Source organism: Shewanella livingstonensis (genome assembly GCF_003855395.1).
GTDB classification, from domain to species: domain Bacteria; phylum Pseudomonadota; class Gammaproteobacteria; order Enterobacterales; family Shewanellaceae; genus Shewanella; species Shewanella livingstonensis.
The window spans coordinates 2,399,615-2,417,290 of sequence record NZ_CP034015.1 but is presented as its reverse complement, the minus strand read 5'-3'; the positions used below and the strand labels follow the sequence as shown (position 1 = coordinate 2,417,290).

The 17,676-nt window shown below is 42.6% G+C and carries 11 protein-coding genes and 1 tRNA gene; 6 read left to right on the top strand and 6 right to left on the bottom strand.

The genetic code is table 11. The annotated features are described in order from the left end of the window. The first annotated feature begins 145 nt into the window (after window positions 1–145). Window positions 146–1,087, top strand: coding sequence for a lipid kinase YegS (yegS, locus tag EGC82_RS10420; RefSeq protein WP_124730701.1), 942 nt, complete (start codon window positions 146–148; stop codon window positions 1,085–1,087). A 60-nt stretch (window positions 1,088–1,147) separates the two neighbouring features. Here the strand turns inward: yegS and EGC82_RS10415 are convergent, their stop codons facing one another. The 5 genes from EGC82_RS10415 to EGC82_RS10395 form a co-directional block, all read right to left on the bottom strand. Further along, window positions 1,148–2,467, bottom strand: coding sequence for a DEAD/DEAH box helicase (locus EGC82_RS10415; protein ID WP_124730700.1), 1,320 nt, complete (start codon window positions 2,465–2,467; stop codon window positions 1,148–1,150). A 198-nt stretch (window positions 2,468–2,665) separates the two neighbouring features. Then, window positions 2,666–2,755, bottom strand: a tRNA-Ser gene (locus EGC82_RS10410). Between the two features lie 230 nt (window positions 2,756–2,985). Next, a complete protein-coding gene (locus tag EGC82_RS10405) occupies window positions 2,986–3,609 on the bottom strand; it encodes a YchE family NAAT transporter (protein ID WP_415837577.1) in 624 nt (207 codons plus the stop codon). A 634-nt stretch (window positions 3,610–4,243) separates the two neighbouring features. Next, on the bottom strand, window positions 4,244–6,295 hold the full coding sequence (locus EGC82_RS10400; RefSeq protein ID WP_124730698.1) for a dipeptidyl-peptidase 5: 2,052 nt from the start codon (window positions 6,293–6,295) through the stop codon (window positions 4,244–4,246). 207 nt (window positions 6,296–6,502) lie between these two features. Next, window positions 6,503–8,062 carry a fumarate hydratase gene (locus EGC82_RS10395; protein WP_124730697.1) on the bottom strand — a complete coding sequence of 520 codons (1,560 nt, stop codon included), beginning with the start codon at window positions 8,060–8,062 and terminating at the stop codon, window positions 6,503–6,505. Between the two features lie 216 nt (window positions 8,063–8,278). Here EGC82_RS10395 and pabB point away from each other — a divergent pair, with 216 nt between their 5' ends. The 5 genes from pabB to EGC82_RS10370 all read left to right on the top strand — a co-directional run bounded on the left by pabB (window position 8,279) and on the right by EGC82_RS10370 (window position 15,686). Continuing rightward, the gene (gene pabB, locus EGC82_RS10390; protein WP_124730696.1) at window positions 8,279–9,712 is read left to right on the top strand and encodes an aminodeoxychorismate synthase component I; all 1,434 of its coding nucleotides are present in this window, start codon (window positions 8,279–8,281) and stop codon (window positions 9,710–9,712) included. A gap of 53 nt (window positions 9,713–9,765) precedes the next feature. After that, window positions 9,766–10,080, top strand: a complete 315-nt coding sequence (locus EGC82_RS10385) for a hypothetical protein (RefSeq protein ID WP_244212566.1) — start codon at window positions 9,766–9,768, stop codon at window positions 10,078–10,080. A 210-nt stretch (window positions 10,081–10,290) separates the two neighbouring features. Further along, a complete protein-coding gene (locus EGC82_RS10380) occupies window positions 10,291–10,974 on the top strand; it encodes a glutathione S-transferase family protein (protein WP_124730694.1) in 684 nt (227 codons plus the stop codon). Window positions 10,975–11,324: 350 nt separating this feature from the next. After that, window positions 11,325–13,046, top strand: coding sequence for a phospho-sugar mutase (locus tag EGC82_RS10375; protein ID WP_124730693.1), 1,722 nt, complete (start codon window positions 11,325–11,327; stop codon window positions 13,044–13,046). Between the two features lie 246 nt (window positions 13,047–13,292). Beyond that, complete coding sequence (locus tag EGC82_RS10370) at window positions 13,293–15,686, top strand: TonB-dependent receptor plug domain-containing protein (RefSeq protein ID WP_124730692.1); 2,394 nt, start codon at window positions 13,293–13,295, stop codon at window positions 15,684–15,686. 213 nt (window positions 15,687–15,899) lie between these two features. Here EGC82_RS10370 and EGC82_RS10365 read toward each other — a convergent pair whose 3' ends face one another. Further along, entirely contained in the window at window positions 15,900–17,675 is a 1,776-nt protein-coding gene (locus EGC82_RS10365; protein ID WP_124730691.1) for a glycogen synthase, read from the bottom strand. Between the last annotated feature and the right edge of the window lies 1 nt (window position 17,676).

Here is a 17,676-nt window from a genome sequence, read left to right as displayed (position 1 = left end):
AATAGTTAATCATGTTCGTCACTCATTTGCAGCAAATAGACATCTTTTGTGACACAAAATTTAGGACATGGCTGTCATCAATACAGCCTAAAAACGGATTGTATTACGCAGTAATGTCCACAATACATTGGAGATAACTTTAATCATGCCTACGACCCACATCCGCCTAGTGCTTAATGGCAAAAAGGCGACTAATGCCGACATCAGGCTCTCAGTAATGGCATTACGTAAACAAGGCCATACCATTGAAGTACGCGTCACTTGGGAAAGCGCAGATATGTTGCGTTTTATTAATGAAGCCATAGCTGATAATATTCAACGAGTGGTGATTGGCGGCGGCGATGGCTCGCTTAATGAGGCTCTCAATGCGCTAATGCAACAACCACAACAAGCTAACGTACTCGAAATAGCTGTGCTTCCCTTAGGCACCGCAAATGACTTTGCCACTGCGTGCGGCATTACAAATAATATCTACTCAACAATGGAGCTGGCCGTTCACGGTGACAGCTACGCTATCGATATTATTCGTGCCAACAATAATTATTTTATCAATGCAGCTGTCGCTGGGTTTGGTGCACAAGTCACCGCAGAAACCCCAGATGAGTTAAAAGATTTTCTAGGTGGTGGCGCTTATACCTTAATTGGTTTGGCAAAAGCATTGGGCTTTAAGCCATATCAAGGCAGTATTACTACCGAAAAAGGTACTTTTAATGGCGATATTGTGGTCGGCGCCATTTGTAATAATAAGCAGGCGGGCGGCGGACAAATGCTTGCACCTAAGGCATTAATTAATGACGGTTTAATGGATATTACCTTGTTGAAATCATTTTCAACTTTCGATATCCCCGTGGTGATAGATGAAATTCACGCGATGAGCCATGAAGCACAGTTTTGTTATCATTTTCAAACATCTTGGTTGGAAATTGACTTCCCCATCGCCATACCACTTAATTTAGATGGCGAACCTTACCCCACCAAGCAAATGCGTTTTGAAGTGATCCCCAAAGCGATTCGATTTGTGTTACCGCAAGACTGCCCTTGCCTATATCAAGAGACACAAAAAAGCGGAATAGATATTCCGCTTTAATAAGTTACTCGACTGAGCACAGAGTGTTCTGGTCAACTCTAATCGCTCACCTAATGTAGATTAGATATTCCAGGGATTATCTTTTCCACCTTTAGCCGTTGCCGGGGCTTTCGCGGTTTTGGTTTTTCTAAAGTCAGCGGGAGCCGTTTTCGACTTACCTAAACTCAGCGTTGGTCTGTCGGTATCTGGGGTTGATTTATGTTGGCGACTCTTTGGCATAAAATTCAACACAGAAATAGGAATAGGTTTATTGGGTTCAAAACCTTCTATCACTTTACGTTCAATTAAATGACCTAAACGACTTTCAATCATGCACAGATTTTTAAAATCATCATTAGACACCAAAGAAATCGCTACACCAGCGGCTCCTGCACGACCAGTACGACCAATACGGTGAATATAGTCATCAGCAGGGAAAGGTAGATCGTAATTGATAACACGAGCTAAATCATCAATATCGATACCGCGCGCGGCAATGCCGGTTGCCACTAAGTATTTAATCTTACCAGATTTAAAATCAGCTAAAATTTGCTCACGCACCGGCTGGCTTCGGCCGCCGTGAATACATTCAGCTGCAATATCACGTTTTTCAAGCTGACTGACTAATTTGGCCGCACCTTGTTTAGTTTCAATGAATATCAGCGCTTGGTTCCACTGTTCTGTTTTAATCAAATGGCTTAACAACGCCGATTTCTTATCTTTATCAACGGTGGTGAGCCACTGTTCGATTTTCGGTGCAGAATCACGATCAGCAATCACTGAAATTTCTACTGGACGCTTGATCGCTGTTTTGGCTAAAGCACGTACTTGATTTGATAACGTAGCTGAAAATAGTAAACTTTGGCGCTCAGATGGTAACTTATCAATGACTTTATTGATGTCTTCAATAAAGCCCATATCGAGCATTCTATCGGCTTCATCAAGCACCAGGACTTCAACTTCATCAAAGTGCACCGCACGCTGAGTATATAAGTCGAGTAAACGCCCTGGAGTTGCCACCAAAATATCGATACCATCGAGTAATGCTTGTTTTTGCGGCTTGTCATCAACGCCACCGTAAATGGCAAATGAGGTTAACGGTAAATGTTTGGCGTACTGCACAATATTAGCTTGTATTTGCACCGCAAGTTCACGTGTTGGGGTTAAAATTAACGCCCTAATCCGTTTTTTACGCTGCATTTCAGTGTCGGCTAAGCGCTCCAAAATTGGTAATACAAAACTTGCGGTTTTACCGGTACCGGTTTGCGCAGCGGCAAGCAAGTTCTTACCCTTTAAAATAACCGGAATAGTTTGTTGTTGAATAGGTGTTGGTTGACTGTATCCCACTTCATGTAGGGCATTGACAATCGCGTCGCGTAATCCAAGTGTCGAAAAAGGCATGAAAGTGGGTCTCAGTAGTAGAACAAGAATAAAGTATTATAGAGGCTGCGCATAACAAGCGCTAACACCTGATTAAGATAAAGACATGTTAGAAAATGCCATGGTAGACAAAGGTGAGAGCTGACATCACCATGCATGTCGTGTTTTATTAAAAAAACAAATGAAAAAAGACGTCCGAGGACGTCTTTTTTCATAATATGGCGGTGAGCGAGAGATTCGAACTCTCGTTAGGGATAAACCTAAACACACTTTCCAGGCGTGCGCCTTCAGCCACTCAGCCAGCTCACCAATTTTTTATTGATTTTTAATCTGCACTATCAAGAGTAATATGATAAAAACCAATTATTAATATTTGATTATATTAAAAGTATTAATTAACTTTCAATAGTACAAGGCTACATAATTAATCACGCAGTATTGCTAATCGAGGCGTACTTTACGCAAATGCTGATAGCGGGTCAAGCTAAAAAAACCGACTATCAAGCGTTTGCACAAATGCTCAGCAACTTATGTGTTAACTAACCTATTAAGGTTGGGAAAAGCCCTTTAACACCAGCCGCAATGACTTCAATACCTAAAGACAACATTAATAGCCCCATTAAACGGGTAATAACGTTAATACCCGTTTTACCAAGTAATTTAAACAACACTGGCGCCATACGGAACAATGCCCAGCTAACAATGCCTAAAGTGACGATAGTTAAGAACATACCAACAAAGTTGACCATTTTGTTATGCTCTGCGGCAAATACAATCACCGAACTAATCGCACCCGGCCCTGCCATTAAAGGTAATGCTAATGGCACAACAGCAACGGACTCCATACCTGAAGATTCACGGTCTTCTTCTTGGTTTCGTTTTACTTCACTGATCTTACCTTGCAGCATCGACATCGCAATAATACAAATCAAACTACCACCGGCAATACGAAATGCAGACAATGAAATGCTGAACATACTCAGAATATGCTGACCGGCTATCATAGTGACTAACAAAATCACCACAACGGCAAAGTTAGCGACCCGGTTAGTATGTCGGCGCTCAACTTCAGTTTGATGGCTGGTTAAGCTCACAAATACAGGTAATAACCCTACTGGGTTAATGATGGCTAACAGTCCTAGAAAGAACTTGATATAAAGCATAAAATCCACTAACTACACCCTCTTGATATTACCTGATTTGAAGCTCGATTCTGAGGGCGCTAATGTAGCTGAAACGCTGACATTTCCCAAATGAATTTTTTTATATTTGATGGGCCATTTTACAATACAAAAACTAATGGAACCTCTATTGAAGTGATTTTAAGCGCTCAATACAGATTAACGAAAAAAAGCACATTAAGTTATTTTATTTCACAATAGTGCGTAGATTATCTCCTAAGCGCTGAGTTAACGTCCTAAGTATCGATAAAACGCCTTTAAACCTGTACTTAATATACTAACTGTTCATCAACGCCAATAAAGCCAAATGATGAATAATACTAACATTAAGCGTAAATTCAGCCACGACGAACGGTTTAGGATTAAGCACCTGTTTATTGTCGATCCAATCACAATCTATTGTGACCATGAGCTTGATGCTTAACCAAGCGATTAATCTGCCGCTAGATGATTGAATTTAATTGTTCACAAAGAGTCTAAAATAGCTTAGAACAAAAAAGAGATGTTGCCACTGGCAACATCTCTTTTTTTGAACCGTTAATCCTCATCTGTATTAAAAGCTAAAACGAATCTTTTAAGACTCTCTTTCGCTAATCATTACCGATAAAACATAAACCTATTTAGCGGTCCAACGATCCATCCAACCCAGTACATTTTTGTACCATAGCTGTAAATTATCTTGATTTAAGATCCAGTGGTTCTCATCTGGGAATACCAATAGCTCAGATGGAATGCCTTTGCGTTGCATTAAAGTATATGCAGCTAAGCCTTGACCATAAGGTACACGGTAGTCTTTTTCACCATGGATAACGAGCATAGGTGTTTTCCAGTTTTCAACATAGTTGACTGGGTTAAACTTTTCATATAACTCTTTATTTTGATCGTATGGACCACCAAATTCATATTCTGGGAACCATAATTCTTCAGTGACATAATACATAGAACGCATGTCAAATAAACCGGCATGGTCAACTAAGCACTTGAAACCATCGTTCCATTTACCCTGGAACCAGTTCATCATGTAACCGCCGTAAGAACCGCCTAGCGCACATGCATTGTTAGCATCTAACCAAGGTTGCTGCGCCGTCACGGCTGCCATGCCCTTTTTAAGATCTTCCAGCGGTTTGCCACCCCAATCCTTACCAATTGAGTCGGTAAATTCTTGGCCATATCCGGTAGAACCATGGAAATCAACCATCACCACGCCATAGCCTGCTCCTGCCCATAATTGAGCATTCCAGCGGCTACTGAAACTATTACCAAATGAACCTTGTGGGCCGCCGTGTACTAAGTAAGCAATCGGATATTTTTTGCCTTCTTGATAGTTAACCGGTTTTATCCAGTAACCATGAACGGTTTCATCATTCCAACCTTTAAAGTTGAATTGTTCAAACTCGCCAAAGGTAATATTGGTCAATTTGTCTTTGTTGACGTCAGTTAGTTTAGTAAGTTGCTCACCTTCTAGCGTTACACTGTACAAATCACCGGGTTCAACTAATGATGACTTTTGGAAAATCAATTTGTTATTGGCCACGGCAACCAAGCTGTTACTGCCTTGATTATAAATCGGCCGTATATCGCCAAATTGAGTGTTCACTTCAAACAATGTCACTTGACCAAGATCTTGAGCTGTAACGTATAGCGTGCGGCCATCAGCACTGAAATTAAGCGAGCTTGGGCTGCGATCCCACAATGGCGCGACTTCTTTTTCTTGGCCTGTCACATTATCACGCAACATAATACGGTTACGGTCGGCTTCATAGCCAGGCTTAGTCATGGCTAAATAAGCAAGATAGCGACCGTCGCCAGAGTACGTTGGTTGTGAGTCCCATGCTTTATTGTCGGGGGTTAAATTAACCGTATCCCCACCGGCAACAGGTACTTGCCATAAATCGTAATTGGTTGTCCACGCCTGGTCTTTACTGGGTGCTTTAGCGCTATAGACAACAAATTTGCCATCGGCGGTGAAGGTAACCTCTTCCATGCCAGAAAAAGGCTTAGGTGGGGTTTCAGTATCACGACCAGCGGTAACATTGGTAGCGGTAGTGACTTTATTACCATTAAGCGAGGCTACAAATAAGTGATTACGAGCGCCGTCTTCCCAAGTGTCCCAGTGACGCACCATGAGCTGGGTGTATAAACGACCGGTGCTTTTGCGCTCAGCTTCTGCGGTAAACATCTCTTTTGAGCAAGCTAAGTCTTTACACTCTGGGAAAACTCGCAGCGTCATAACAACTTGTTTGCCGTCGTTAGATAATTTGTAGCCGTTAATGTCTAGCGGTAAATCAGTCACCGCGATTGCTTCACCGCCATTTAGCGCCAGTTGATATAATTGGCTAGTTCCGGTGCGACTGGCGAGAAAATAAATTGATTTTCCATCGGGTGAAAAACTAACATCATGCTCAGTTCCTGCTGCAGAGGTCAGTTGTTTTGGTTTAGCATTTTTATCACTCAAGTCGAGTAGATAAAGATCTGAGTTTGCCTCACCTTTATCATTAACGACTTTGACACCGTAAACCATGGTGTTGCCATCATTTGATACGGCAGCTGAGTGTAGCTTATTTAACTTAACCAGTTGTTGAACGTTAAAGGCAGCGGGCTCAGCCGCATAAACTGATGTTGCCAAACCAGCAGCAACTAATGCAAATAATACAGAAGACTTTTTCATTGTTATCTTGTCTCAGTTATGGAATTAAAAACATGACTGCGCGTTGAAATTGGTACCACTCGACTAACGCGTAATCATAAAATGTGTATTGCAGACTAACCAAAGCAAAACGCTCAGGCAACATGCCTTTTGTAAAAAGCTGTAAACCCGAGCGTTAGATCACATTGACAAATATGGCGTAAACATAAGCACAGTGTTGTTTATCGCTTACTTTGTTGCTTTACTGTTAGCGATATTAATTTTCCAAATCGCCGGGCCAGTTTCATGTGCGTTAACACCATTGGTGTCAACGGCCACTGTTACCGGCATGTCTTGCACGTCAAACTCGTAAATCGCTTCCATACCCAAGTCTTCAAATGCTACCACGCGTGATTTCTTAATCGCTTTAGACACCAGATACGCAGCGCCGCCAACGGCCATTAAGTACACCGCTTTGTGCTTTTTAATTGAAGCCACGGTTTCAGGACCACGTTCAGACTTACCAATCATGCCCATTAAACCAGTTTGGTCTAACATCATGTCAGTAAACTTATCCATGCGAGTTGCCGTTGTTGGGCCTGCGGGGCCAACCACTTCATCACCAACAGGATCAACTGGGCCAACATAATAAATAAACTTGCCGGTAAAATCGACGCCCTCGGGTAAACCTTCACCAGATTCAAGTAACATTTGGATCCGTTTATGGGCTGCATCACGGCCAGTAAGCATTTTGCCGTTAAGTAATAAGGTATCGCCGCTCTTCCAGGTTTCAATTTCGGCTTGAGTAATGGTGTCTAAATTAACATGATGGGTGTTCTCACCCGCTTCACGAGTAATTTCAGGCCAATCAGCCAACGATGGCGGGACTAAATCCACAGGACCGGTGCCATCTAAATGGAAATGAACATGACGTGTTGCAGCACAGTTAGGGATCATCACCACAGGTTTTGAGGCTGCATGGGTCGGTACAGACTTAATTTTAACATCAAGAACCGTCGTTAAACCGCCTAAACCTTGCGCGCCAATACCTAAATTGTTTGCTCGTTCAAAAATGTCTAAACGTAGCTTTTCTTCAGTGGTAACCGCGCCGCGTTCCATTAGCTCATGGATATCAATCGACTCCATTAATGATTCTTTAGCCAGTACAGCCGCTTTTTCAGCGGTGCCGCCAATACCTATGCCTAACATGCCCGGCGGACACCAACCTGCGCCCATTGTTGGCAAGGTTTTTTCAACCCAAGCAGCAATGTCATCAGACGGGTTAAGCATCGCCATTTTTGATTTATTTTCAGAGCCACCACCTTTAGCAGCAATCATCACTTCAACTTGGTTACCCGCAACCATGTCAATGTGCACAACAGATGGGGTATTGTCTTTAGTATTTTTACGCGCGCCGGCAGGATCAGACACTATCGATGCACGTAAAGGATTATCAGGATTAGTATAAGCTCGACGTACACCTTCATCGACCATTTCTTGAACGGTCATATCGGTTTTATCCCATTGAACAGACATACCAATTTTAACAAAGGTAGTTACAATGCCGGTGTCTTGACACAGTGGACGCTTACCTTCTGCTGACATGCGCGAGTTAATTAAGATTTGCGCAATCGCATCTTTAGCCGCAGCACTTTGTTCACGCTGGTAGGCATTGAACATCGCATCGACAAAATCTTTTGGATGATAATAAGAAATGTATTGCAGTGAATCAGCAATACTTTCAATAAAATCAGCCTGTTTAATCACAACAGGATGAGTAGAAGTACTTGTAGGGGTATTACTCGACATATTGGGCGCTCCAGCAGCCATTGCGGCCTAACATTATTATCTTTAACCACATAATCGATTGGTATTTGGTTTATTTTTAATCAAACTAACTGCGAGAATTATCACACCAAGCAAGACCGATTAAACGCTGACCAAACTGAGGTTAACTATTTAGACCAATATGATACTCTTTCCATCCTTTTTGGGCTACATCACATTTTTAGATAAGGGTTATCGATGTTTGCGCGGGCAAAAAACGCACTCTACGGACAAAAGCTAGACTGGAAAATAGATACTAAACAATTATTTGCATTATTTTGCGATAAGCCTTGGGCAATGTTACTCGACTCAGCCAATGCAGTTCATCCAGATGCTAAGTTCGATATCATTGCCATCAACCCTATCGCAACCTTAACTAGCGATGAAGGCCAGTGTCAGTTTGATGCGATTCAAAACGATATTAAGCTGCTCAATATTAACTTGCCTGATGCTCTGACGCCCCTTGAAACCTTAGCCCATATCCACAATTTACTCTATCCACATCAACAAGCATGTGAGCACCCTTTTAGTGTTGGCGCAGTCGGCGCATGGGGTTATGATTTAGGTCGCAGCATTGAAAAACTGCCAACAATAGCCAACAAAGATATTCACCTACAAGAGATGAATATTGGTTTTTACGATTTTTGCCTTATTTACTGTTATGCTGAAAGCGCTTGGTATGCCTATCATTATGATGGTAGCGGCGCGCTTAATATTGAGTTGAATTTAATTGAATCAAAAATAAAATTATTATCTCAATCTAACAACACTTCGACAACGGCCACTCAAGCTTTTAGATTAACTTCTTCATGGCACAATCAACTGACAGAACAGCAATACCAGCAAAAGTTTGCTCAGGTACAGCAATATTTACTCAGTGGTGATTGTTATCAAATCAATTTAACTCAGCGATTTGAAGCGCACTATCAAGGTGACGAATGGCAAGCGTATTGTGTATTGTCTCGTGCCAACCAAGCGCCCTTTTCTGCGTTTATGCGTTTACCCGAGCATTGTGTGTTGTCCATTTCGCCTGAACGCTTTATACGTTTACAGCATCAATACATTGAAACAAAACCCATTAAAGGCACGTTACCGCGCAGTGCAGATCCCGTACTCGATCAACTCGCAGCCGACACGCTAAGCCATTCAGAAAAAGATCGGGCTGAAAATGTCATGATTGTGGATTTACTGCGAAACGACATCGGCAAAGTTGCCGCACCTGGTAGTGTTAAGGTGCCGACATTATTCGCGATTGAAAGCTTTCCTGCTGTACATCATTTAGTGAGTACGGTAACCGCCACTTTGGCAGCCGATCATAATGCCTTTGATTTACTGCAAGCCGCCTTTCCTGGCGGTTCAATTACCGGCGCGCCTAAAATACGCGCCATGCAAATCATTGAAGAGCTCGAACCATCTAGACGTAACCTATATTGCGGCAGTATCGGCTATATCAGTCAAAACGGTAACATGGACACTAGTATTACGATTCGCACTTTAGTCACCGAAAATAAGCGTATTTACTGTTGGGCTGGCGGTGGCATTGTCGCTGACTCAAATAGCGAGGCTGAGTACCAAGAAAGTTTTGATAAAGTGAGTAAAATATTGCCACTACTGGCCGCGCTGAATCAATAAAAGCCTGTCAAAATAGCCCCTAAATCATACTTAAACATCATAAGGAGTAAATAATGGTTGTTGAATTACGCGAATACAAATTACTTGACGGTGCTCGCCAGCAATGGCTTGATTGGATGAAAACCGAGTTACTGCCTTATCAACGTTCCCAAGGCATGAAAATATTATCGACCTATGTTTACCAAGACGAAAATGGTGATGACTGGTTTATCTGGACTCGTGAATTTAATGATACAGAGCATAAAGAGCAAGTTTACGCCAATACGTACAACGACTGGTGGATAGCTGAAATTCGCCCTAAAGTATTTACCCTGCTCGACCAAGCTAATATTCGAGTACGTTTGTTAACGCCGGTGGATTTATCTTAACACCGGCAAGTTTAACTGTTATTAACTGCACGCTTTATCAATGCTGTGAGCTCACGCATTAACATTGATACGCTAAGTTAATGCGAAAAATCGACACTAAATGTAAGCTAGAGGTAGTATTTATTACTTTTTTTGATCGACCACTCAAAACAAATTGAGCATTCGTTCAATCTCTGTTTAAATGAACTTCTTACTGAATAAGGAGTTCACATGATTAAATTTTATTTCCATCCAGGCCCTAACCCAATGAAAATTGCTCTGTTTCTTGAAGAAACAGGACTTGAGTTTGAACTCGTGCCGGTAGATACCTTAAAAGGTGAGCAACATACTGCTGAGTTTAAAGCGATTAACCCTAATGCTAAAACCCCAGCCATTGAAGACAATGGCGTAAGAGTGTTCGATTCGAATGCTATTTTATTATACTTGGCAGATAAAACAGGTCAGTTAGCTGCAACTCCTGAAAATCGTGGTGAACTCTTGTCTTGGTTAATGTTTATTGCCACAGGCCTAGGGCCTTATTCAGGCCAATGTGTGCACTTTACACACCATGCTCCTGAAAAAATTGACTATGCCGCAAACCGTTATCGACGTGAAACTCAACGTCATTATGATGTACTTGATACACATCTTAACAACCGTGACTTTATGGTTGGCGATACATTAAGCATTGTCGATATTGCCGCATGGGGCTGGGTTGATCGAATTGGCTTTGTATTAGGTGAAAATGCACTGGCTGCTTATCCTAATGTGCAGCGCTGGTTTAATGGTGTTAACAGCCGTCCTGCTGTAGAGCGTGCTCGCAACATGGGTAAAGATATTGAATTTAAATCTGAATTTGATGAAGCTGCTAAACGCGCTTTCTTTCCACAAAATTATACAGTTGATGCCATATAACCTCGTATAACGTGGCATAAAACAAGGCTTGTTGATTCGTTTTACAAGCCTTGTTGACCCAACTTGTTAGTGCGGTTAAATTTATTAAAATAAATTTTGCCAAACTCACAGCGATAATATGCTACCTAACCTAAAATATCCTTACCTCCTGTATGTCTTAAACAAACACTCTTTCTCACCTTTGCGCCCTAACGCTTTGCTTATCCACTGTAATATTGACTCGCCATGTAGACCAAGCGTGTAAGAAATGCGTATAAATTGTTATTTTTATTAATTTAGTTGCGAATTCACTTGTCCTAGCGACGGTATTTTCCTACTGTTATTGAAAATGATTCTCAATGAGGTTATTCATGAATACCCATCTTCAACACCAAATCAACCACTGGCTTAACAACGATCCCGATCCCCATACTCGCTCGCAACTGCAAGCATTGATTGATTCAGGCAATGAAACTGAGCTTGCTGCCCGCTTTGCAGGCCGTTTAGCGTTTGGAACAGCGGGGCTAAGAGGTGAAGTGGGCGTTGGCCCAATGGCGATGAACCGTTTAGTTATTCGCCAAACCACTGCGGGACTTGGCGCTTATTTGCTTGAACAGATAAGTAATGCCGCTGAACGCGGTGTGGTGATCGGCTATGACGGTCGTCACGATTCGTATGATTTTGCCCACGATGCCGCCAGTGTATTAACAGCAATGGGCATTAACGTGCACTTAACCCATAAGGTTGCCGCCACGCCTTTAGTCGCTTTTGGGGTAAAGCATCTTAATGCTGCTGCAGGTATTGTGGTAACGGCTAGTCATAACCCACCACAATACAATGGTTATAAAGTGTATTGGGAAAATGGCGCACAGATAATTCCACCACACGACAGCGGCATTGCGGCGCAAATTACCCGTGCAGCAACCCAAGCGATCCCCTTTTTAGCCTTAGATGACGCCATCGCACAACAAAAGCTGATGTGGTTACAAGACGATTTCTACCAGGCCTATCGCCAAGGGATATTTAATGCCAAAGAACTGCAATATCGCAGTGGCCAAGATAAAGTCAGTTTAGCGTATACCGCAATGCATGGCGTTGGCGCCGATATGGCTGAAACCGTGTTGAAAGATGCAGGATTTACCCAGGTGTATTCAGTGGCAGCGCAACGTGAGCCTGATGGCGATTTTCCAACGGTTAACTTTCCCAATCCAGAAGAAAAAGGCGCGATGGATTTAGTGATTGCAGAAGCGAAAAAGCACAAAGCGACACTCGCTTGCGCCAATGATCCTGATGCCGACCGTTTTGCTGTTGCTGTTCGTACTGCAGATGGCGAATACAAAATGTTAACCGGCGATCAAGTAGGTGTCTTATTTGGTCATTACTTACTCAGCCACGCCCCTAAAAACCAACAACTTAACGGCACCACCATAGTGTCATCAAGTCTGTTATCTAAAATTGCCACTGAATTTGGCGCCCAAAGCTATACCACGTTAACAGGCTTTAAATGGCTAATGAACGTCGGTATTGCTCAGCATCAACAAGATAACCAGTTTTTATTCGCTTATGAAGAAGCTCTGGGCTACACCATAGGTAACTTAGTGTGGGATAAGGATGGTTTATCGGCCATTGTCGCTTTTGCGCAACTCACCGCTGAACTTGCTGCCAATGGGCAAACTATCTGGGATAGATTAGAACATATTTATCGCCAACATGGATTTCATCTTAATGCACAAGTGAGTATTGCACTTAAGCCGGACACCCCCAATATTGGCGCATATTTACGTGAAAACCCACCTCTTACTATTGGTGAGTTTGCTGTGGTATCGACTGATGATTTAAAAACCTTGCAACGTACTGGCGCTGATGGCAGTAAACAAGCCATTGATTTACCCAGCAGTGATGTATTGATTTATGTCTTAGCAAATGGCGCTCGTGTGATTGTGCGCCCTTCTGGCACTGAACCTAAAATTAAGTGCTATTACGAAATAGTCGAAACCATGACAAATACCGACTCTTGGGCATCAGCACAAGATCGCGCTGAACAAGCCATGGCAGCTTTTATAAAGTCCCATCAAGCGAGCTTACCAAGCTAACTGACTCGTTAACCTATTATAACTAATAGACAATACACTTGTTAAGCGCCTGTTATTACTAGCAGGCGTTTGTTTTTTATGTGCGCAATTGTAAATACAATACCTGTATTGAGGGTTCTACTAGACCAGAGTGTCATGACATATGACTGATTGGACTAACTAAGCCTATGTTAAAGCCATCTAAGCGTCTGCAAAAATGTTCTATAATGTTACAAAATTTCTTATAACGTTATCGCAGGATTGCTAATGTATAAAAGTCTCGTTTCTTTGGCCATTGTTGCCAGTATTTCAACGCCAGCAGCCATCGCGGCACAAGATGCGCAAAACCTAGAGCGTATTCAGGTTATTGGTTCGCGTATCGCCCTTCGCACCGCCACTGACAGTGCTACACCTGTTGATATTATTACCTCTGAACAACTTGAAGCCACGGGTATTACTGAAACAGCTAAAGCATTACAGTTTGCAGCGCCAAGTTATAGCTTTCCTTTTTCATCCATTACCGACGGCAGTGACGCTGTACGGCCAGCCAGTCTTCGCGGCATGTCACCCGATCACACCTTAGTGTTGGTTAACGGTAAGCGTCGCCATGGTTCAGCATTAGTTCACTTAGCCGGTACGTTAGGTAAGGGTTCATCAAATGTTGATTTGAATGCCATTCCAATGACCGCCATTAAGCGAATTGAAATTTTACGTGATGGTGCCTCTGCACTTTATGGTTCTGATGCTATTGCTGGCGTCATCAACGTCGTCCTAAAAGACAGCTCTGAAGGCGGCAGTATTGCTGCTCAAGTAGGTCAAACCTATGAAGGTGACGGCGAGCAAATTCGTTTAGGCGTTAACCAAGGTTTTAGCTTCAGTGACGAAGGTTTTGTCAACGTTTCTCTTGAAGCGCACCAGAAAAACGCAACCAACCGAGCAGGCTTCGACTCTCGTCAACAATATCCAACATTAGCCGATGGCAGCCCTGATCCGCGCGAAGCATCATTTGACCGCAAAAATCATCATGTTGGCGACAGCGATTATGACAACTACGGTCTGTTTTTAAATGCTGAACAAGGATTAGAGTCCAATGGTAAGCTTTATGCCTTTGGTGGTATGAGTAAACGCAACTCAAGTTCAGGAGCCTTTTATCGTCGGGCACTGGATTCACGCAACATACCAGAAGTGTATCCGGACGGTTTTTTACCGCAAATTAGCCCTGAAATTATCGATTACTCTTTAGTTACCGGTTATGAGTTTGAACTGGGTAAATGGCAAATTGACTCATCTGCTGGTTTTGGCAGCAACAGCTTTGAATACAATGTTGAAAATAGCATTAACGCTTCACTTGGCCCTATTAGCCCAACAAGCTTTGATGCAGGCACATTGTCTACCACCGAACTTAATCTTAATGTCGATGCGTCAACCTATTACGACTTTGCTAATAACTCAGACTTATTAGTCGCAATGGGCGTCACCTGGCGCGAAAGTGGTTATCAAATTGAAGCAGGCCAAGAAGAGTCTTATATTCAAGGCAATTATCAAGATAAATCTGGTGGTAGTCAGGGATTTGGTGGCTTCACTAAAGAATCTGAAGTAGATGAAGACCGCACAAACCTTGGTTTATATATCGAACTTGAAAACCAACTCACCGATGACTTTTATTGGGCAGCGGCTGTTCGTTATGAAGATTATTCAGATTTCGGTAGTAACACCAGTTGGAAGCTTTCTGGCCGTTATGAGTTAACAGACAATGTGGCACTTCGATTAACCACCGACACCGGTTTTCGAGCGCCAAGTGTACAACAGCTTTATTTTACTAACGTATCGACCTTTTTTGATCCAGATCCTGTCACGGGTGAGTTTATTCCAAGAGAATCTGGCACGTTTAATCAATTATCGCCGATTAGAACAGAGCTTGGTATTCCAGATCTCAAAGCAGAAGAGTCGCATTCTTATAGCGCAGGTATTGTTTACACAGGCGATAATGGTTTTGCCGTGACCTTAGATGCTTATGAAATTAATGTAGATGACCGCATTATTTTGTCTGGCTCTATCGACAAAGAAAGCTCACCGGCTATTGCAGCGATTCTTGAAGGCACCAATGCTGATTCTGCACGCTTCTTTATGAACGCTGTTGACACTAAAACCCAAGGTGTTGACTTAGTCATCACTCAAGGTATTGACCTTGGCGAGTTTGGCGATTTACAGGCAAACCTGGCGTACTCTTATAAAGAAACAGAAATTGAATCCATTTCTTTGCCTTCGATCCTCAATGGATTAGAAGACGAGTTATTTGATAATATTGAAGTTGTGCGTATGACAGAAGCCAATCCTAAAAACACCGCTAATATTGGCTTTACACATCAATATGATGACTTCACCACCAACTTACGTTTTAGCTATTTCGGTGAATACACTGTTGGTTATTCGTCAAGTGAAGTGGAGTATGGCGACAGATGGACGACCGATCTCAGTACTCGCTACCGCGCAACAGATAACCTAGCGGTAACCTTAGGGGTGCAAAACCTGTTTGACACCTATCCTGAAAAACGTCCAGAAGATAATAACTTTAACGGTATATTTGTATACCCGCTCACCAATACTCCTTTTGGCTTTAACGGAGGTTACTATTACTTGGATCTTCGTTACACCTATTAGGAACTGAGACAGTGTTGAATAACATCACTTGTGACTCAATACTGCTTATCGATATTATGTATTTAGCCTAAAGGTTGTCGATAAAAGACAAAAAAGCCAATCATGTTTGATTGGCTTTTTTACAGGCTAACTTTACCGTTAACGGCCGATCAAAGCCCTGTTTACATCCAGTTTAATACTATTAATCAAAGTATTATAGTTAACTGAGTGACTTTAATTGCTCACATATAATTTTTCAATGTACTGTTTAGCAACCTCATCCCAGGTAAATCGCTGTTGGGTGGCATTTTGTTTCACTTGCTCCCAAGTATCGCTACCAAATAACTCGACCACCTGAGTAAAACGCGCAACCAAAGCTTCACCTTGTGCAGCAAGCGTTGTCCCGTTAAACACCCAACCCGTAACATTATCGTCAATCGTATCATTAAGTCCGCCCACGCCATGCACTAAGCAAGGTTGACCTGCCCGCATCGCCAGCATTTGACTTATTCCGCAAGGTTCAAATGAACTGGGCATTAAAAATAAATTGCCCAATTGATAAAGTTGCTCAGATAAGTCTTCATCATAACCATGTAGAAATACAAAGTTATCATAACGTGCCGCAGTTGCTTGTAAGGCCTTGGCAATATGCACATCACCACTACCTAGCATCATAAACACACCATTGGGTTGTTGCCGCTTAAGGGATTGAAGAATGGCCTCTAACACGGTTGTCGCAGAGGGATGATACTGGGGAGCCTGGCCTGCCTGGCTTCCAGTAAAAGGTTGCAACAAAATCAATACTTTTTGCTCGGTCAATCGGCCCACTGAAGTTAATAAAAATGGCTGTTTTTCTTCATCGAGTGTACGCTTATTTGTCGCAAAATCAGGTAGTTTCTTACTCAACAAGGCCTGCTTATATTGACTAATACGTGCCAATGCTATGCTATCGAGCACACTAACACTGTCGGCTTTAGCTTGCCATTTAATCACCGCATTTTCAGCTTGAAGCAGTAATCGAGCATACTCATTTTGATAAGTGTTACCCATTTGATGAGTACTATTAGCCTGAGTATTGGCGTTATTAACCTGAGCATTGCCAACATCTTCATAAACGCAGCCATTAATGATCCCCACCAAATGACCTTGCAAAGACTTAACAACCAAATCGGCTTCCAAGCCTTCGCCACCAAAAAAGCCTTTGTGGTGATCCGATGGCATTAACACCTCTTGTGCGTAACTGGGTGACACTAAATGCACTTTATCACTGAGCACAATTCCCATACGCATCGGATTAATGCAATTGTTATAACGTGGATCGAAAATACTGGTATCGGCAAGCGCATTCAATGTGCCCATGTATTGCGGAAACCAGCTGGAAAATGATGAATCATCACCGTTAAAAGGGCGGATCCCTTGTAATGCCAAATTATGAATGGTGAATACACAAGGTAAGGCCTTTAGTGCACAAAAATCATCGACACAACCACGGAGCATAGCCACCATTGCACTGTGCCAGTCGTGTAAATGTAATACCTCAAATCGAGGTAATACTTCATTCACAAGACAAGTGGCAACACTCAAGGAGAACAGAGCAAACTTAGTTGCATCTTGTGCAAATGGTCTGTCGGCCGAACCACTGCAATACACTTTGCCTTGATGATTAAACAGCGGATGATCAAATAAATAGATCTGTGCTGTCATGCCATCTCGTTTATCTTGAGCCACATTTACTATTGCGTCTTTATGTTGAGGTCTTGGCAAGCGGTAAACCGCTACAGTATGGTGCTGTCCGGCAAAATTAACTTCAATATCTGCCAGATGCGCGGCACGGTATTGTTGCGCTAAGAAGCCATAATTTGGCATAGCAACATCGGCTATTACGCTGCAAGCTGCCAAAGCTGGCGGCAAATCACGGATAACATCCGCCATGCCACCCACTTTTGCGCCATGCAGTGCATCGTTTTCTGCTGCCACCAGCAGTACTCGTTTTACCCTAACAAGCGTCATT